The sequence below is a fragment of the Lentzea flaviverrucosa genome (assembly GCF_003350445.1).
Lineage (GTDB): Bacteria > Actinomycetota > Actinomycetes > Mycobacteriales > Pseudonocardiaceae > Lentzea > Lentzea californiensis.
This window is the reverse complement of record NZ_QQAU01000012.1, coordinates 220929-235372: the sequence shown is the minus strand read 5'-3', so window position 1 is coordinate 235372 and position 14444 is coordinate 220929. Positions and strand designations below refer to the sequence as shown.

Genomic DNA, 14444 nt, shown 5'->3' with positions numbered 1-14444 from the left:
TAGACCTTTTTCGTCACGGGTGGTGCGGGTGTGTTCCCGTTGCGACGCCGGGTGAGGTGGTCGCCTGCCGTGGTACCGCTCTCACATTGGCAGGCAGTGGACTCCGGGCACAAGAGATGGTCTGCACCTTGCTGGGTACGTGAACCGGTTCGTCAGGCGCCGGACCCGTACGGGCGGGTGATGATCTCCAGTGCGCGGCCGTCCGGATCGTTCCAGTAGACGCCGCGGCCGCCGTCGTTGCGGTTGATCTGCTGCGCCTGCGAGTGGAACGGGTCGGCCCAGTAGTCGAGGCCGCGTTCCTGGATGCGGCCGAAGATCTGGTCGAACTCCTCCTCGGTCACGAGGAACGCGTAGTGCTGCTCGGTGATCGGGCCCTGCGCGGTCATGTAGTCGAGCGAGACGCCGTTCGCGACCTCGACGACGAGGAACGGTCCGTAGCGCACCGGATCGGGCAGGCCGAGCAACTCGGTGAGGAAGCGGGCGGAGTGGTTCTGGTCGCTGACGTGGACGATGGTGTGGTTGAGCTGTACGGGCATGGTTCCTGCTTACTCGCGTGTCAGCGAGTTGTCAGCGGGAACGACGATGATCAACCGCATGAAGAGGGCAATCATCGGCATCGCGTTCGTGCTGCTCGGTTTCGTGTTCCCCGGCGTGGCCACCGCCGAGACGCCGCCGGGGTGCGCGAGTGCCGCGCAGATCGGGTCGACCGGATACGTCAAGTGGCGCGGCAACAACATCGCGTCCGTGAAGCAGTTCGCCGGGTGCGGCTCGAACTACTCCTACGTCTACGTCTGGGAGAGCTTCCGCGCCACCGGTCGTTACTGGGGCACGCAGACCGCGATCGCCGTTTACGGTAGCGCCGGCGACAGCACGCCGGACTCCTACAAGGGCGGCAACAGCAGCCAGTTCGCCCCCGTCGAGCTGTGGGGCAAGCCGGCCTCCACCCTGTCCCAGTGCACCGCCGCCTACGGCATGATCAACGTCCAGCAGGACGACAACTTCACCGCGTTCTCCACCAAGCGCTGCTAGTCCCTGGACAAAACGAGACAAGAAGCGGCAACAACGCGGCCAAAGCGAACATCGCCGCCTCCGACGGGTGTCGGGGCGGCGATGATCGAGCAATACTGCCTTCCATGCGGACACTGGTTGTAGTCGGACTGTTACTGGGGTTGACAGTCCCTGCGCAAGCGGCTCAGGCGGAGGAAGACCCTTCGTCCCTGGTGAACCCCTTCGTGGGTACGCAGAACTTCGGCAACACCTTCCCCGGTGCCTCGGTGCCGTTCGGAATGGTGCAGGTCAGCCCTGACACGGGAGGTCAGGGCGGGTACGACTACAAGGCCACCTCCATCTACGGCTTCTCGCAGACACACCTGTCGGGCGTGGGCTGCGGCGTCATGGGCGAGCTGCCGGTGATGCCGACGGTCGGGTCTGTTGACAACGTTGACATCAACGCCTACAAGTCTGACTTCAGCCATTCGGACGAAGCGGCGCAGCCCGGCTACTACCGCGTCGGGCTGCCTCGCTACGGGGTGAACGCCGAGCTCACGGCGACGCAGCGGACCGGCTGGCAGCGCTACACGTTCCCGTCCTCCGGCGCGGCGAACGTCCTGTTCAACACCGGTCGGTCGAACCAGACGGTGCTGGACTCGGAGATCCACGTCGTCGGCGACAGAACCATCGAGGGCCGGGTGCGCAACGGCCGGTTCTGCGCGGGCAAGGACGAGCACACCGTGTACTTCACGGCCACGTTCGACCGCCCGTTCGCGTCCTTCGGCGCGTGGCGCGGGAGCGTTCCCACGCCGGGCGTCCGCGACGCCGCCGGAACCGGTGGGAACGGCGCGTGGGCCACGTTCGACGCGACCGCCGACCGTGACGTCGTGCTGAAGCTCGGCCTGTCGTACACCGGCATCGAGGGCGCGCGGAAGAACCTCGCGGCGGAGGCTCCCACCCACGACTTCGACGCCGCGGTGACGGCCGCCAAGGACGTGTGGAAGAAGCAGCTGGACGCCGTGCGGGTGTCCGGGGGGCCTCGAGACCGGCAGGTCGCGTTCTACACCGCGCTCTACCACTCGGTGCTGCACCCGAACCTCGCCGGCGACGTCGACGGCAAGTACATGGGCTTCGACGGGAAGGTGCGCACGGCAACGGGTTACACGCCGTACCAGAACTTCTCGCTGTGGGACACGTACCGGCCGCAGAACCAGTTGCTGCAGATCCTGGAACCCAAGGTCGCCCGTGACGTCGCACTGTCCGTCGTGGCCAGTGGGCGGGACGGCGGATGGCTGCCGCGCTGGGCACTGGCGTCGTCCGAGACCAACATCATGACCGGCGACCCGGTGACGCCGTTCCTCGTCGAGGCCTGGTCCAAGGGCTTGCTGAAGGGGTACGAGGAGGAGACGTACGAGCTGTTGCGTGCCAACGCCACGTCGCTGCCTCCGGCGGAGTCGCCCTACAACGGACGCTCCGGTGTCACCTACTACGCCGATCGCGGGTACATCCCGTCCGGCCTGGAGCTGGGCAAGGACTGCGCGCACAAGGGCGGCGACAACGACTGCGTGCACCCGGCGTCCGCGACGCTGGAGTACTCGGCGGCGGACGCGTCGCTGGCGCTGATGGCCAAGGGGCTGGGCAAGAAGGCCGACGCGCGCCTGTTCGCCGACCGGGGCCAGTGGTACCGCAACCTGTGGGACTCCTCGATCGGCCAGTTCCGGCCGCGCACCGCCGCCGGCACGTGGCTGACGCCGTACAACCCGGTCGACGCGTCGCACCAGTTCCACGAGGGCGGCGCCTACCAGTACCAGTGGCTCGTGCCGCAGGACCCCGCCGGACTCGTGTCGCTGATGGGCGGTCGTCGCGAGACGGAGAAGCGGCTCGACTCGTTCTTCGCCTACGACAAGCTGCTGATCGACCCGGCCGGCACCGCGCGGCAGGACTGGATCACCGAGCCGTACGACTACTACGGCAAGCCGACCTACAACCCGAACAACGAACCCGACCTGCTCGCGCCCTACATGTACCTGTGGTCGGGCACGCCGTCGAAGACCGCGACGGTCGTGCGGGCGGCGATGACGTTGTTCACGACCGGCCCGGACGGCATGACCGGCAACGACGACCTGGGCACGATGTCGGCCTGGTACGTCTTCTCGTCGCTGGGCATCTACCCGACGTTCAACGGCGCGGACTTCCTGGCGTTGTCCTCGCCGCAGTTCGAGTCGGCGACCGTCCGAATCGGACAGTACGGCTCGCAGGGCGGGACGCTGAACGTCTCGGCACGAGGTGTGTCGGACACCAACCGGTACATCAAGAGCGTGTCGTTCGGCGGCCGTGACGTCCGCAAGACCTGGTTGTCCTGGACGTCGTTGCAGCGCGGCGGAAATCTGACGCACGAGGTGTCGTCGAAGCCCTCGTCGTGGGGCACGGGGCGCGGGGACGAGCCGCCGTCGCTGAACGACGGCAACGAGGACTCGCGTCGTGCGTTGTCGGCGTCGTTGCGCAACTCCGAGATCGTGGTGCCGACGTCGGACTCGGCGCAGTCGCTGACGTTGCAGCTCGACGTGCTGGCGCAGTCGCCCGGCGCCACGTCCGTGCGGCCCGTCGTCACCGCTCCGGCCGGCTGGAAGGTGAGCGGCGCCAAGCCGTTCGTGATCGTGTCGCGGCACCTGCCGACGCAGAGGACGGTGCCGTTGACACTGTCGGTGCCCGCCGGTGTGGCCGCGGGCTCGTACGAGGTGTCGGTGCAGGTCGAGTCGGTGACGCTGAAGGCCGTCGTCGAGGTCAAACCGGCGGCTGTGTGCGCGTTCTCGTCGTGTTCGGTGGACGTGACGCCGGAGCTGAACCACGACGGTACGGCCACGGTCGCCGACTCCGCCTCGGGCGACTTCGACGGTGGCGGCTGGAGCTACGACGCGGCACTGCTGCCGCCGGCCGGCCCCGTGACGTGGGGCGGCATCACCTACCAGGCGCCTGACCCCACCGGCACGGCGCCGAACTTCGTGGAGGCGCACGGGCAGGCGCTCCTGCTGCCCAGTGGCCAGTTCTCGTGGCTGCACGTCGTGGGCTCGTCGCACAACGGACCCGTGTCGGCCGGCTTCACCGTCTGGTACACCGACGGCACCTCGGCCGAGGTCTCGGCGTCCATCTCGGACTGGGCGGGTGGCGGCCCGACCGTGCTGGAGATGCCGCACCGCATCAAGGCGGGCCAGGGCGTCGACGGGCCGCCGGTCCGGCTGTTCGGCCAGTCGCTGAGGCTGGACGCCACCAAGACCGTCCGTTCGGTCACGCTGCCCGACGATCCGCGGGTGGAGCTGTACGCGCTGACGCTGGCGTGACCAGCGCTGGTCGGGGTGCCCCCTTGATGAGCCGTTCCGCGGGCACCTCGACCAGCCGGTACAGCAGCCACGCCCCGAGCATCGACACCACGAACATCCCGAGCGCCGCGGCCAGCGGGAACGCGTGCACGTCGAGGAACTTCTCGCTCACCCGGATGACGATCTGGTGGACCATGTAGAACGCGAACGACACGGTGCCCAGCCACACCATCCACTTCGAGCGCCACGGAGAGGACCTGCCGGTGAGGTCGGCCACGGCGGCGGCCGGGATCAGCAGCGCCAGCGGGACGACGGTGCCCGCGACGTACGGGAACGACGCCGGCAGGTACCAGGAGCCGACGTACGCGACGACGAACAACGCGGTCGCGGGCCAGAGCCCTACTCCGATCCACTTCCCTTGTTGCACCACTCGGGCCATTGCCATTCCCAGGATGAACTCGAGTGCGCGTACCGGCGGGAAGACGAACACGAACCAGTATTCGAGCGGGCCTGGCATGGTTAGTGCAATTGCCGGAACGGTCATGATCGCAATCGTTGTCGCCGACGCGACCAACCACGGTCTGCGCATCTGCCACTTGATGAGCAATGGGAAAGCGAGGTAGAAAGCCAATTCGCACGACAACGACCACGCGGGAGTGTTCAGGCTGAAGTAGACGCTCTCGCCCGGAAACCACGCCTGGACCAGCGACAGGTTCGCCAGCGCCGTCGCGGGGGTCACCGCGGCGGCCGCGACCAGCACGACGAGCCAGGTCGCGACGTGATTGGGGAAGATCTTCGCCGCCCGGCGCCGCCAGACGGTCGTCGGCGCGGTGCCCGGCCGTGCGGACCAGGTGAGCACGAATCCGGACAGGATGAAGAAGAAACTCACCCCGGTCGCGCCTTGACGGAACGGCACGTCCAGATACGGCCAGAGACCGGCCGCGTTGATGTGGAACCCGAACACGATGAACGCCGCGATGAATCTCATCCCGGTCAGCGACGGTAATCGCTCCAGTCTCGTTCCCCGGTTCTCCACGATCGTGGACTCGCGCTCGTGAACGCCATTGTTACAGAATTCTCCGCGGCTGTGGAATAGTGGAGCTGTGCAGCGACTCAAGAGCGGCGAGCGGTCCCGCGTCTGGGCGGACGGCGACCGGATCGTCAAGCAGGTGGTCGGCGACCAGGTGGCGTTCGAGCGCGAGGTCACCGCGCTCCGGCTCGCCGAGCACACCGGCGTGGTGCCGCGCGTCCTCGACGTCGACCACGAGAAGCGGACCGTGGTGCTCGAACGGCTGCGCTCCGACCCGTTCGGGGAGGACTGGGTGATCGCCTACGCCCGAGGCCTCGCCCGGCTGCACATGGCGACCGGACCGGAGCACGCCGGGCTGCTGCCACGCCAGGCGGTCCCCGACCCCGTCCCGTTCCTGCGGTTCGTGCGGGCGCTGGAGGTGGAGGTCGGGGGTGCCGAGGCCGAGCTGGTGTTCGAGGACTCGGGGAAGTTCGACCTGCTGCACGGCGACCCCTGTCCCGGCAACGACATGTACTCACCGCAGGGCGCGAGGTTCGTCGACTTCGAAGGCGCCGCACTGGGCGACGGGCTGACCGAGGTCGTCTACCTCCGCATCGGCTTCCCGACCTGCGCAACCGTCAGCGAGACGCCCCGGGAGCTGCGGGAGGCCGCCGAGCAGGCCTACTTCGAGGAACGCGGCTTCACGGCCGGGCTCGAGGACGCGTGCGTGCGGTGGTTCGTGAGCGGTGACGCGCTGGTGCAGCGCGCCGAGCGGGACGGCACCGACCACCTCGCGAGGGTCGTCGACGAGGACTGGTTCTGGTACAGCACGACCGCACGCGGCCGGTTGATGTTCCGGGCGCGGGTCGTGGCGACGTTCACCGAGACCCATCCGGAGATGAGCGCGCTCGCCGCACGGTTGCTCGACCGGATGGGCCAGGTCTGGGAACCGCAGCCGATCGACACCCGCCGCACCCACGTGTCATGACCAGGCGGACAGCTTCAACCCCGAGGTGAACGACCGGTCGGCGCCCGACACGGGGTCCTTGAAGGCCAGCGTGTGGGCGAGCAGTTGCAGCGGCGAGGAGAAGTCGTCGAGCGGACGGTCCCGCAGCACCGGGTAGAAGTCGTCGTTCACGATCGGCACGCCGAGCCCGGACATGTGCAGGCGCAGCTGGTGCGTGCGGCCGGTCAACGGCTTCAGGTGGTAGCGGCCCAGCGCACCGCGGTGCTCCACAAGGGACACATGGGTCTCGGCGTTGGGCTCGCCGTCGACCTCGAACGCGGTGATGATGCCGCGTTCCTTGATGATCCGGGAGCGCACCACGCGAGGGAGCTCCAGCTCCGGGTCGTACGGCGCGATCGCCTCGTACTCCTTGCGCACCAGCCGGTCGCGGAACATCGTCTGGTACTTGCCGCGCATCTCCCGGCGCACCACGAACAGGACCAGCCCGGCCGTGACGCGGTCCAGCCGGTGCGCGGGCGACAGGTCCGGCAGGCCCAGCGAGTCGCGGAGCTTCACGAGCGCGGTCTGCATGATGTGCGCGCCGCGCGGGATCGTCGCCAGGAAGTGCGGCTTGTCGGCCACCACGATGTCGTCGTCCTGGTAGACCACACCGACCTCGAACGGCACCGGCACCTCCACCGGCAGGTCGCGGTGGAACCAGATGTAGGAGTCAGGCACGAACGGCGCGTCGGCGCCCAGCGGGCCGGCGACGCCCCAGATCCGTTCCTCGGCCAGCATCTCGTCGATGCGCTCGGCGGCGACCCGTGGCAGGCGTTCCACGAGGTGCTCGCGCAACGACGGCCAGGCGCCCTCGGAAGGCAGCTTCAGCCGGGCCGCGTCCAGGCCGTGGCGCTGGGGGAGAGGGGAGGAGGGTTTGCGTCTCATCGCACCGGCCAGTCTAAATGTTCGGAAAAACCGAACGATATCGCTCGCAGACGTTCGCTGTACTGAATGGACCGCGGAACCGAGACTGGGCGCATGGCGGTCTTCCTGGTCCTCGGCTCGGTCATCTCACTGCAGTTCGGCGCGGCGTTCGCGAGCCAGCTCTTCGGGCAGATCGGCGCACCGGGTGCCACGGCGCTCCGGCTCGGCATCTCGGCGCTGGTGCTGGCCCTGGTCGCCAGGCCGAAGATCCGCCAGGAGACGATCGTGCTCGGGCTGACGCTGGCCGGCATGAACGGCACGTTCTACCTCGCGCTCGACCGGATCCCGCTCGGCGTGGCGGTCACGATCGAGTTCCTCGGGCCGCTCGGGCTCGCGGCGGTCCTGAGCAGGCGGCCCAGGGACTTCGTGTGGGTCGGGCTGGCACTCGTCGGCATCGTCGTGCTGGGCGTGCGCGAGTACACCGGCGCGAGGCTCGACCTCATCGGTGTGGCGCTCGCGTTGTTCGCGGCCGCGTTCTGGGCCTGCTACGTGCTGGCCGGGCGCAAGGTCGCGACCGCGGGGCTCGGCATCGGCGGTGTCGCCGGGGCCAGCCTGATCGCGGCCGCGCTCACCCTGCCGTACGGGCTGTCGGCGGCCGGTGCCACGTTGTTCGAACCGAAAGTCCTGCTGCTGGGCACCTTCGTGGCGCTGCTGGCGTCCGCGATCCCGTACGCGCTGGAGATCAAGGCGCTCAGGACGCTGGAGGCCGCCACGTTCGGCGTGGTGCTCGCGCTCGAACCCGCCGCGGCGGCGCTCGCCGGGGCGCTGCTGCTCGGCCAGCACCTGAGTCTGATCTCGCTGGGCGGCATGGCGCTGGTGATCATCGCGGGGGTCGGAGCGGCGCTACGGAAAGCGCCAGCGCCTCGCGGAACGCCCGCACAGCGGGATGCTGACCTCGTCCTGCCCGTGCCGCAGTGAACAGCAGTCGCGACATCGGCACCGGCAGCTCGTGCAGGTCGACGGTGATCTCCCGGTCGTACCAGACGAGATCCGGGAGCAGCGCGACGGCGAGACCCCGTTCCACGAACCGCAGCTTCACCAGCACGTCGGTGGAGGAGAAGCGCACGTCCGGCTCGAAGCCGTTGTGCCGGCACCAGTTCACGTTGAAGATCCGCTGCGGGAAGCCGTCGGTCTCCATGATCCACGGGTAGGAGTCGATCTCGTCGACCGGCAGTCCACGTGGGACGGCCAGCCGGATCGGGTCCCGGCACAGTTCCCGGTACTCCAGCCCGCTGAGCCTGGCCTCCGGCTGGTCCGGCCACTCCTCCACGAACACGAGGTCGAAGTCCCTGGCGTGCAGGGCGGAAAGCGCTTCCGCCGGGTCGAGCACCTGGAACTCGATGCGCAGCGACGGGTGCTCGTCCCTCATGCGGGCGAGCGTCGCCGGGATCAACGCCAGCGCCGCCGTCTGGAACGTCGCGACCCGCAGCGTGCCGGTGATCTCGTGCAGCGACGCGGCGACCTCCGACTCGGCCTGGTCCAGCCGGGCGAGGACCTCTTCGGTGTGCCGCACCAGGATCTCGGCCTGCGGGGTGAGCTTCACCCGCCGTCCGACCGGCTCGAGCAGGGGCACCCCGACCTCGGTCTCCAGCAGTGAGAGCTGCTGCGACACCGACGACGGGCTGTAGTTCAGCGCCTGCGCGACAGCGGCGAGCGTCCCCCTTTGGGAAAGCTCTCGCAGCAGTCGCAGCCGATGGAGGTCGAACATCCGATCATTATCGGCTACGCTCCCGCTACCGCCCCCTGAGAGAACGTGCTGTCCTCAGCACGTTTTGAGGAGGTATCGGTATGTCCAAACGACTCCGCAGCGTCGCGGGGATCGCCCTGGCGGCCGGTCTGCTCGTGTCGGTCTCACCGGCACAGGCTCAGGTCGAGACGGGTCCGTGGACCAGCTACTCGCCGTCGTTCACCGTTCAGGAACGCGGCTGCGGCACCGTCAGCAACCTGACTTTCCAGCTCACCTGCTCCACCGCGAGCGGTGACCAGCGTGCCGAGCGGCGTTACGCCACTTACACCGGCGGCACGCGCCAGTTCGAGGGGAGCTTCCGGATCACGAGTCTCGGCGGCACCCGCATCAGTCTCAAGCAGACGTTCCGGGAGGCCCCCAGCGCGGGACCGTTCTGGATGCTCGCCGTGGAACGCGGCGGCCGGCTGTACGCCGTGCACGGTGGTGCGACCATCGCCACCGGCGCGACCGTGGGTGCGACCGTGCGCGTGAACACCGTGCACAACACGGCCACGGAACACCGCACGTACATCAACGGCTCGCGTGCGCACACCTACGCGAGTTCGGGTACGAGCTTCTACGACAAGTTCGGCGCGTACAGGACTTCCAGCGGCCAAGGCCCTGCCACGGTCACCTGGAGCAACGTCCGGTTCTGGCGCAAGTGATCCGACGCTCGGCTGTGGTACTCCTGCTGTTCCTGGCTGCCTGTGGCCAGGAACAGCAGGACCCCGTGCTGAAGTCCGAGCTGACCTCGCCGGTCGACGTGACGCTGCACTGGCGTCCGGAGGCGGGGTCGGCCGGGCAGGTCGTGGAGTACGCGAACACCCGGGACGGGGACTACACGATCCTGGAGTTCGCCACACCGGCGAAGAACACCTACGAGCATCCGGACCTGATCCCGGAAACCGAGTTCTACTACCGGGTCCGGCCGTACACCGGGCCCGCTTCGGTCACTGTGGACGTCACGTTGCCCCCAGGCGACGAGGTGCCGGAGATCGAGGGGCCGGACTGGACCGCGCCGGTCAAGACCGGCGGGGGCGGGACGCCGGTCGCCTCACCCGAGGCGGCTGCGGCGGATCTGAAGGCGGAGGTGAAACACGCCAACGGGATCCTGTTCACCTGGCAGGACCGGGCGTCGGACGAGGACGGCTACCTGATCGAGGTCAGGCCCGCGGGCGCGGCGGACTACCGCGTCGCCGTGCAACTCGACCCGGACACCACCTCGTACGGGGTGATCACACTTCCAGACGAGAAAACCGCGACCTATCGGGTGCGGGCGTTCCGGTTCGGGTCACCGTCGAACCTGACGCACCAGACGACGGGAAAGGCCTGAGCGCCTGTCTGGCGCTCCACGCGCTCGCGGCGAGAAGCAACGCCGCGAGCGCGTAGGGCCAGGTCGTTCTCTCCGTGACGGCCAGGGCGGCGTTGATCGCGGCGAGAAGGCCGAACACGCTGCTCAGCAGCCACCAGGTCAGCCGGTCCTCGTGAAAGTGGGTCGTCATTCGGGTGGGCTACCCGTTGTCGACCTCCTTCACACCTTCTTCCTCTTCTTTTTTCTCACCGCGGCGGCGCATGAACGAGAAGCCGGGGATGCCGAGGATCGCCTGGCGCATGTCGCTGGTGACCTCGAGCAGCTGGTGCACCTCGGGGCCGACCTTGTCCAGGGTCGCGAGGATCGGCAGGATGTCGCTGATCAGGTGCTCCGTCAGCACCGGCAGCTCGTCGACCAGCTTGATCGCGGCCTCGACCTCGTGCGGGGAGAGCTCGTCCACGAACCGCTTCGCCAGCGGCTGGGCCTGCTTGGCGAGCGGCTCGTACATGTCGATCAGCTCGTTGGCTGTGTTCGCGGTGTGGCCGGCCGTCGTGACGACCAGCCCGGCCCGTTCGGCGACGTCGCTCGCGCTCGCCGTGATCGCGCGGACCTCGTCGACGGCCTTCTCCGCGTCCGCCACGACATTGGCTGTGCGGTCCACCAGCGTGCCGGCCCTCGCGACGATGCCGTCGACGGAGTCGATCGTGCCGTTGACCTTGCGGACGAGCTGTTCGACCTCGCCGAGCAGGCTCAGCACGCGGGCCGGAACGGCCGCGACGGCCACTGTCGTGCCGAGGGCGGTGTCGAACGCCTGCTTGGCAAGTCCCATGCCGGGGATTTCCATGCGTCCACTCTGCCTTACGCGTTGGTCGGGTTGGGGGAACGCCATTCGGTTTTCAAAACTGTCAGACCTCACCATCAGCGTTCCTGATGTCTGCCAGCCGGCTGACCGGGCGAACCGGGAACCATGCGCCGCCCGAAGTTGTCAGAGCCGGGGGTTAGCATGCCCGGCGGGCGAGGGGAGGGCGCGTTATGTCTTGGTGGCACCGGATCAGACGCATTATCTCCGGTGGAGGGCGGGAATCGGCGAGTTTCGTCGCGGCTCTGCTGGGTGTTCTGGTGCTCGCGGGCGCCGCGCTCGGGCAGGGCATCTCCCGCACGTCGGTCGCGGTGTCGGACGGGCTCACCTGGCTCGGCGACGACCAGCGCGGTGAGGTCGTGCAGATCAACCCCGGTTCGGGCAAGCCGCAGACGCGGTTGCAGATCAGCGGCCCCGACTCGCAGCTGGAGATCGCGCAGGAGGACGGCCGGCTGATCGTGCTGAACCGGCGCACCGGCGAGATCACCGTCATCGACCTGGCCACCCTGCTCGCCTCCGGCCGCCGGCAGGCGCCGCCCGGTGCGACGAGCAAGGTGCTGGTGTCGAACGGGATGGTGTTCGTCGTCGACCGCGCGACCGGCACCGTGCACACCGCCGACCCGCTGACGCTGGCCGACGTCGGGCAGACCTGGCAGGCGGGCCAGCCCCTCGCCGACGCCGTCGTGGACGAGCGCGGGGTGCTGTGGCTGGTCGACCACGGCGGCACGTTGCGGTCGCTCGACTGGTCGGACGACGAGGAGCGGTTCGAGGAGCGCTCGAAGCGCCAGGTCACCGGCGCCGGGCCCCGCACCGTTCTCGTGCCGCACGACCAGGGCGTCACGCTCATCGGTCTCGACGGCGGTGTCGTCGTGCGCGACGGCACGGGACAGGACGTCGACTCGTCGACCGACCGGTCCGACGCCGAGGTGATCGCCGCGCAGTCCTCGCCGACCGACCTGGTGCCCGCGTCGGTGCCCTCGTCCTCGGTCGTCGTGCTGGTCGTCGGCCGTGACGTCCTGCGCGTCGACGTCGGTGCGATGGGCTGCCCGAAGCCGGGGCGGCCCGCGGTGTTCCGCGACAAGGTCTACGTGCCCTGCAAGGGTTCCGGCAAGGTCATCATCCTCGACCGCGGTGGCAGCCGCGGTGGCGACGACGTCCGCACGTCCGGTGGCGCCGACCCCGAGCTCGTGTTCGACGACGGCCGGTTGTTCGTGAACGTGCCGGGCTCGTCCACGGGCGTGCTGGTCGACGCGGACGGAGCGACGCGCTCGCTGACGATCCGCAGCCCCGAGCTCCCGGTGAAGGACCCGGACCGCTCGCCGCCGCCGTCCGTGCCGCCGCCCCCGCCGCCGAACCCGAACGAGCCGCAGAAGCCGCCGCGCAACAACGGCAACGGCAACAACGGCAACGGCTCGACGACCGAGGTTCCGCCTCCGCCGCCGTCGGTTCCTTCCGTGCCACCCTCCACCGGCGGTACGGCTCCGGCCGCGCCCGCCGGGGTGACGGTGCGGGAGAAGTCGCGCAGTGCTTCCGCTCTTGTCGTGGCAGTGAGCTGGACCGCGGCTGTGTCGGCCGACCCGGTCGTGGGCTACACCGTCGCGGGTTCCGGTTCGTTCAGCGGTGGCTCGGTGTCGGCGCAGTCGGCCGGTACCTCCGCCGACCTCTCGGTGCCGTGCGCGGGTTCCACGTTCTGCAACGGAGGCAGGCTGGACGTCACGGTGCGCGCGTCGACGGCGTCCGTCGCCGGCGCCGCGGGCATGGCCTCGTTCACGGTGGCGCCGCCGCCCCCGAACAACCCGCCGCCCAACAATCCGCCGCCGACCACGACCACCACGCCGCCACCGCCTCCCCCTCCGCCGGTCACGACGACGACCACACCTCCGCCCCCGCCTCCGCCGCCGCCCTCGCTGCCGAGCGCGGGTGCCGTGGTGATCTCGTCGATCTCGGGTCTGCGCACGAACCCGACCCGCCGGGTCACCCTGGCGCCGCCCGCCGACTGGGCGAGCCACAACGGCCGCTGCGAGGTCGTGAACAAGACGTACGGGTACTCGGTCGGAATCGCGTGCAACGCGACGTCGGCGTCCATCGACGTGGACGAGGGCAGCAACGCGATCGTGGTGCGCGCCTTCGCCGCCTCCGGAGCAGGCCAGGTCGATTCGGCGCAGAAGAACACGACCTTCACCTACGACGAGTGCGCGGGCAAGCCGAACTGCATCCCGCGGATGGCTCCGGCCGGGGTGGAGACCGCGCCGATGGGCGCGGGCGGGCTGGGCCTGCTGGCGTGCGCGTTCCTGCTGCGCATCGGTGTTCGTCGGGGAGAAGAGGAAAAGTGATCGACACCGGTGAGGTCTCCGCCTTCCGCGACCTGCACACGCGTCTCGCGGACGCGGTCGAGAGCGCCGTGCGCGGCAAGCGCGACGTGGTCGACCTCGTGCTGGTGGCGATGTTCGCGGGCGGTCACGTGCTGCTCGAGGACGTGCCCGGCACGGGGAAGACGACGCTGGCGCGTGCCGTCGCGGGCGCGCTGGGCGGGGTGTCGCGGCGCGTGCAGTTCACGCCCGACCTGCTGCCGTCCGACGTCACGGGCACCTCGGTCTACGACCCGCAGACGGGCCAGATCCGGTTCCGGCCCGGTCCCGTGTTCGCGAACATCGTGCTGGCCGACGAGATCAACCGCGCGGCGGCCAAGACGCAGTCCGCGCTGCTGGAGGTCATGGAGGAGCGGACCGTCACGATCGACGGCGTCGGGCACGCGGTGCCCGACCCGTTCCTCGTGGTGGCCACGCAGAACCCGATCGACCTCGACGGCACGTACCGGCTGCCCGAGGCGCAGCTCGACCGCTTCATGCTGCGCACCTCCATCGGCTACCCGTCGGTGGAGGACGAGCTGGACGTGTTGCGTCCCGGCAGCGGCGCGGGCCGGATCGCCGACGTGCGCACGGTGTCGTCGCCGCGCGAGATCAGCGCGTTCAGCGGACGGTTGCAGCTGCTGCACGTCGCCGACCCGATCCTGCAGTACATCTCCGAGCTGGGCACGGGTACCCGCACCGACGAACGGCTGCGGCTCGGCACCTCGACGCGTGGCCTGCGGACGCTCGTGCGCTGCGCACAGGTGTACGCGGCGTCGAAGGGGCGGCATTTCGTGGTGCCGCAGGACGTGCAGGACATCGCGGACCCGGTGCTCGCACACCGGCTGGTGCTGACGCGCGAGAGCGTCCTGTCGGGCGTCACGACGTCCGAGGTGCTGGCCGACGTGCTCTCGCGCGTGGCCGTGCCCAAGCCCGCGACGCAATGAGACTCA

The 14444-nt window shown here is 69.3% G+C and carries 13 protein-coding genes; 8 read left to right on the top strand and 5 right to left on the bottom strand.

Annotated features, from left to right (window positions below; translation table 11 throughout):
• Nucleotides 1–152 precede the first annotated feature (152 nt).
• Nucleotides 153–536, bottom strand: coding sequence for a VOC family protein (locus DFR72_RS32060; RefSeq protein WP_090068781.1), 384 nt, complete (start codon nt 534–536; stop codon nt 153–155).
• 58 nt (nt 537–594) lie between these two features.
• On the opposite strand from DFR72_RS32060, the gene DFR72_RS32055 reads away from it, so the two are divergent.
• Complete coding sequence (locus DFR72_RS32055) at nt 595–1029, top strand: hypothetical protein (RefSeq protein ID WP_143086840.1); 435 nt, start codon at nt 595–597, stop codon at nt 1027–1029.
• A gap of 50 nt (nt 1030–1079) precedes the next feature.
• Complete coding sequence (locus tag DFR72_RS32050) at nt 1080–4328, top strand: GH92 family glycosyl hydrolase (protein WP_425459924.1); 3249 nt, start codon at nt 1080–1082, stop codon at nt 4326–4328.
• Here DFR72_RS32050 and DFR72_RS32045 read toward each other — a convergent pair.
• Nucleotides 4276–5295 carry an acyltransferase family protein gene (locus DFR72_RS32045; RefSeq protein ID WP_090068787.1) on the bottom strand — a complete coding sequence of 340 codons (1020 nt, stop codon included), beginning with the start codon at nt 5293–5295 and terminating at the stop codon, nt 4276–4278. The genes DFR72_RS32050 and DFR72_RS32045 overlap by 53 nt on opposite strands.
• Nucleotides 5296–5410: 115 nt before the next feature.
• Between DFR72_RS32045 and DFR72_RS32040 the strand changes: the two genes are divergently transcribed.
• Nucleotides 5411–6304 (top strand): phosphotransferase family protein, encoded by an 894-nt coding sequence (locus DFR72_RS32040; protein ID WP_170176501.1) that lies wholly within the window; start codon nt 5411–5413, stop codon nt 6302–6304.
• Here DFR72_RS32040 and DFR72_RS32035 read toward each other — a convergent pair.
• Nucleotides 6299–7207, bottom strand: a complete 909-nt coding sequence (locus tag DFR72_RS32035; protein WP_090068791.1) for an RluA family pseudouridine synthase — start codon at nt 7205–7207, stop codon at nt 6299–6301. The genes DFR72_RS32040 and DFR72_RS32035 overlap by 6 nt on opposite strands.
• 93 nt (nt 7208–7300) lie before the next feature.
• Here DFR72_RS32035 and DFR72_RS32030 point away from each other — a divergent pair, with 93 nt between their 5' ends.
• Nucleotides 7301–8164, top strand: coding sequence for an EamA family transporter (locus DFR72_RS32030; protein WP_090068793.1), 864 nt, complete (start codon nt 7301–7303; stop codon nt 8162–8164).
• Here DFR72_RS32030 and DFR72_RS32025 read toward each other — a convergent pair.
• Nucleotides 8067–8954: a LysR family transcriptional regulator gene (locus DFR72_RS32025; protein WP_090068795.1), complete on the bottom strand. Its 888-nt coding sequence runs from the start codon at nt 8952–8954 to the stop codon at nt 8067–8069. The two genes, DFR72_RS32030 and DFR72_RS32025, sit on opposite strands and share 98 nt — an antisense overlap.
• Before the next feature lie 80 nt (nt 8955–9034).
• On the opposite strand from DFR72_RS32025, the gene DFR72_RS32020 reads away from it, so the two are divergent.
• Together DFR72_RS32020 and DFR72_RS32015 are read left to right on the top strand one after the other, a co-directional pair.
• Nucleotides 9035–9637: a hypothetical protein gene (locus tag DFR72_RS32020; RefSeq protein WP_090068798.1), complete on the top strand. Its 603-nt coding sequence runs from the start codon at nt 9035–9037 to the stop codon at nt 9635–9637.
• Nucleotides 9634–10305 carry a fibronectin type III domain-containing protein gene (locus DFR72_RS32015; protein WP_245983697.1) on the top strand — a complete coding sequence of 224 codons (672 nt, stop codon included), beginning with the start codon at nt 9634–9636 and terminating at the stop codon, nt 10303–10305. The genes DFR72_RS32020 and DFR72_RS32015 overlap by 4 nt, the downstream gene beginning before the upstream one ends.
• A gap of 178 nt (nt 10306–10483) precedes the next feature.
• On the opposite strand, the gene DFR72_RS32010 is transcribed toward DFR72_RS32015, so the two are convergent.
• Nucleotides 10484–11128, bottom strand: a complete 645-nt coding sequence (locus DFR72_RS32010; protein ID WP_090068800.1) for a hypothetical protein — start codon at nt 11126–11128, stop codon at nt 10484–10486.
• A 275-nt stretch (nt 11129–11403) separates the two neighbouring features.
• Here DFR72_RS32010 and DFR72_RS32005 point away from each other — a divergent pair, with 275 nt between their 5' ends.
• Together DFR72_RS32005 and DFR72_RS32000 are read left to right on the top strand one after the other, a co-directional pair.
• Nucleotides 11404–13476, top strand: a complete 2073-nt coding sequence (locus tag DFR72_RS32005; protein ID WP_090068802.1) for an NHL repeat-containing protein — start codon at nt 11404–11406, stop codon at nt 13474–13476.
• A complete protein-coding gene (locus DFR72_RS32000) occupies nt 13473–14438 on the top strand; it encodes an AAA family ATPase (protein ID WP_090068804.1) in 966 nt (321 codons plus the stop codon). The genes DFR72_RS32005 and DFR72_RS32000 overlap by 4 nt, the downstream gene beginning before the upstream one ends.
• Nucleotides 14439–14444 lie beyond the last annotated feature (6 nt).

Excerpts from the sequence above, each read along its gene's own strand:
- DFR72_RS32020 (WP_090068798.1), top strand. The coding sequence starts at position 9,035 with ATGTCCAAACGACTCCGCAGCGTCGCGGGGATCGCCCTGGCGGCCGGT.
- DFR72_RS32035 (WP_090068791.1), bottom strand. The coding sequence starts at position 7,207 with ATGAGACGCAAACCCTCCTCCCCTCTCCCCCAGCGCCACGGCCTGGAC.
- DFR72_RS32010 (WP_090068800.1), bottom strand. The coding sequence starts at position 11,128 with ATGGAAATCCCCGGCATGGGACTTGCCAAGCAGGCGTTCGACACCGCC.
- DFR72_RS32025 (WP_090068795.1), bottom strand. The coding sequence starts at position 8,954 with ATGTTCGACCTCCATCGGCTGCGACTGCTGCGAGAGCTTTCCCAAAGG.
- DFR72_RS32055 (WP_143086840.1), top strand. The coding sequence starts at position 595 with ATGAAGAGGGCAATCATCGGCATCGCGTTCGTGCTGCTCGGTTTCGTG.
- DFR72_RS32060 (WP_090068781.1), bottom strand. The coding sequence starts at position 536 with ATGCCCGTACAGCTCAACCACACCATCGTCCACGTCAGCGACCAGAAC.
- DFR72_RS32045 (WP_090068787.1), bottom strand. The coding sequence starts at position 5,295 with ATGAGATTCATCGCGGCGTTCATCGTGTTCGGGTTCCACATCAACGCG.
- DFR72_RS32030 (WP_090068793.1), top strand. The coding sequence starts at position 7,301 with ATGGCGGTCTTCCTGGTCCTCGGCTCGGTCATCTCACTGCAGTTCGGC.